Origin of the sequence: Dietzia sp. DQ11-38-2, assembly GCF_014145055.1 — a bacterium.
GTDB lineage: Bacteria > Actinomycetota > Actinomycetes > Mycobacteriales > Mycobacteriaceae > Dietzia.
Window position 1 is genome coordinate 1 of the sequence record NZ_JAALDW010000034.1, and the last position, 3,102, is coordinate 3,102.

A 3,102-nucleotide genomic window follows, 5' to 3' on the forward strand; every position below is an offset into this window, starting at 1 on the left:
GCGGGGGGGTCACGGCAGCCGCGGCGTCGACACGGGTCACGCCGTCCCTGGTGGCGAACCGGTGCAGTCCCCGGACCGCGGCGAGCGCACGGGCGACCGAACTGGGCGCGAGCGCTCTCCTGCCGACGTCCGGGTCGGCGGTGGCGAGCCGCACCCGGAACTCCTCGACATGCGATTCGGTCACGGCCCCGAGATCCTCGACCCCCGCCTCCGACAGGTAGAGCCGGTACTTCTCCAGGTCACGCCGGTAGGCGGCGAGGGTGTGGGCGGAGGCCCCCTGTTCGACGGCGAGGTGGTCGAGGTATCCGCGGATCTGGACCGCAGCGCCGTCGTGACGTGTCATCGCGGTACGGACGGCGTCATCAGGGCAGCGGCCGGCATCATCGCTGGCGCCCGGTCAGCGCCCGGCGAGCATCGCCCGTGCGGCGAGGATCCCGGCCACGGCGATGCCGTTGACGATGCGCCCGTCCAACACGGCGTCCACGGCGTCGGGGAACGGGATACGCGTGACCTCCATATCCGCCTCCTCGTGATGGGCCTCCGGACGGTCCACCTCACTGAGCTCCGTGGCGAGGAACACGTGGACGCGTTCGGTGCAGAAGCCCGGTGACGGGACGATCGAGATGACCGGCTCCCAGGACCGCGCCTCCACCCCGGCCTCTTCGACCAGCTCACGGCGTGCGGTCTCCACGGGCTGCTCCCCCTCGACGTCGCACAACCCCGCCGGCAGCTCCCAGAGTCGCTCCCCCACCGCGTGGCGGTACTGACGGACCAGCGTGATCCGATCGGCGTCATCGAGCGCGATCACCGCGACGGCGTCATCGTGCCCGCAGATCTCACGCTCGGCGGTCCCCCCGCCCGGCATCGTGAGGGTGTCCACGCGCAACCGGACTATCCGGCCGTCGAAGATCTCCCGGCTGGCGACGGTCCGGTAGTCGTGCGACCCGGGGGCGCCGGAGTCGGCCACCGGTGATCAGCTCCCGTCCGCGCGGGCGTCGGAGGTCAGCTCGGCGTCGACGTCATCGACGCGGACACTGGACGTCCCGGCGTCCGGCGCGGCGACGGTCGCCGGAGCGGGCTCCCCCGACTGGTCGGCCCGCCACGGTTCGACCGGCAGCCGCATCTCGTTCTCGTAGTCCAGCGCCGCCTTGATAAAGGCGACGAACAACGGGTGCGGGCGGGTGGGCCGCGACTTGTACTCCGGATGCGCCTGCGTGGCGACGAAGAACGGGTGCTGCTCCCGCGGGTACTCGACGAACTCGACCAGGTGGCCGTCGGGAGACGTGCCGGAGAAGCGGAGCCCGGACTCGGCGATCCTGTCCCGGTAGGCGTTGTTGACCTCGAACCGGTGCCGGTGCCGTTCGGAGATCTCGGTGGCGCCGTACGCCTCGGCGACCAGCGACCCCCTGCTCAGGACCGCCGGGTACGCGCCCAGTCGCATGGTGCCCCCCAGATCGGCGTTGCCCGCCACGGCGTCGACCTGGTCCGCCATCGTGGAGATCACCGGGTGCTCGGTGTCGGGCTCGAACTCCGTCGAGGACGCGCCCTCGAGTCCCACCGACCGGGCCGCCTCGATCACCGAACACTGCAGTCCCAGGCACAGACCCAGCAACGGGATCCCGTTCCTGCGGGACCACGAGATCGCGCCGAGCTTGCCTTCGATCCCTCTGATGCCGAAGCCGCCGGGGATCAGCATGCCGTCGACTCCCCGGAGTGCCTCCCGCGCGCCGGCCTCGGTCACGCAGGCGTCGGATTCCACCCACCGGATGTTGACCCGCGCCCGGTGGGCGAAGCCACCCGCGCGCAGGGCCTCGGTCACCGAGAGGTAGGCGTCGGGCAGGTCGATGTACTTGCCGACCAGGGCGATCTCGACCTCCTCGCGGGGCTCGTGCACACGCCTGAGCAGCTCGCCCCACACCGTCCAGTCGACGTCCCGGAAGGGCAGATTGAGCTTGCGGATGACGTGGGTGTCGAGGTGCTCACCGAAGAGGACCTTGGGGATGTCGTAGATGCTGGGCGCGTCAGGGGTCGAGACGACGCCCTCGAGGTCGACGTCGCACATGAGCGCGATCTTGGACTTCAACCCGTCCGGCACCTCACGGTCGCAGCGCAGGACCAGACCGTCCGGGACGATGCCGATGGACCGGAGCGCCGCCACGGAGTGCTGGGTGGGCTTGGTCTTGAGCTCGCCCGACGGCGCGAGATACGGAACCAACGACACGTGGAGGAAGAAGATGTTCTCGCGCCCGACCTCGTGGCGGACCTGCCGACAGGCCTCCAGGAAGGGCTGCGACTCGATGTCGCCGACGGTGCCGCCGACCTCGGTGATCACGACGTCCGGGCGGCGCCCCTGCTCGTCGGGCGCGCCCATCGCGATGATGCGCTCCTTGATCGCGTCGGTGATGTGCGGGATCACCTGGACGGTGTCCCCCAGGTACTCGCCGCGACGCTCCTTGGCGATCACCGCGGAGTAGACCTGTCCGGTCGTCACGTTGGCGTTGGCGCTCAGGTCGCGATCGAGGAAGCGCTCGTAGTGCCCCAGGTCGAGGTCCGCCTCCGCGCCGTCCTCGGTGACGAACACCTCACCGTGCTGGAACGGGTTCATGGTGCCCGGGTCCACGTTGATGTACGGGTCGAGCTTCTGCATGGTCACGCGCAGTCCGCGCGCGGTGAGGAGCTGCCCCAGGCTGGAGGCGGTCAGCCCCTTACCCAGCGACGACGCCACGCCACCGGTGACGAAGATGTGCTTGGTCGCGGACCGCGACGCGGCTCGGTTCAGTGCCAAGGGGACTCCCGTGTCCAGACGCCGGAATGGATGAATGCTGGTGTGGCTCCGGTGCACCCCACGGGGCTTCAGGCTATCACCGCGCAGGCGCGGTGGGGAGCGACGGCACCGCCGCGGTCGCGTCCGGACGCAGACCGTAGTGACCCTGGCCTCGTGCGAGCTGCTCCGCGAGCGCGAGTCCCGTCGCCAGGCGGCCCGAGTCGGAACCCGCGGAGTCGACGGTCGAGACCCCGTCCTCCCCGGAGGACCGCAGTACGGTCACCGCGTCGTACCCCTGCGTGCCCGTGAGTTCGGCCGACACGACCGTCCCCGCGCCC

At 70.6% G+C, this 3,102-nt stretch carries 4 protein-coding genes; all 4 read right to left on the reverse strand.

Annotated features, from left to right (window positions below; translation table 11 throughout):
- A partial coding sequence (locus G6026_RS01525) for a site-specific integrase (RefSeq protein WP_182612046.1) occupies window positions 1-343 on the reverse strand: 343 nt, incomplete at its 3' end.
- A gap of 54 nt (window positions 344-397) precedes the next feature.
- Entirely contained in the window at window positions 398-967 is a 570-nt protein-coding gene (locus G6026_RS01530; RefSeq protein ID WP_107756359.1) for an NUDIX hydrolase, read from the reverse strand.
- Between the two features lie 6 nt (window positions 968-973).
- Window positions 974-2,779, reverse strand: a complete 1,806-nt coding sequence (locus G6026_RS01535; protein WP_231750585.1) for a CTP synthase — start codon at window positions 2,777-2,779, stop codon at window positions 974-976.
- A gap of 82 nt (window positions 2,780-2,861) precedes the next feature.
- On the reverse strand, window positions 2,862-3,102 hold a 241-nt coding region (locus G6026_RS01540), incomplete at its 5' end, for a copper transporter (RefSeq protein ID WP_182612047.1).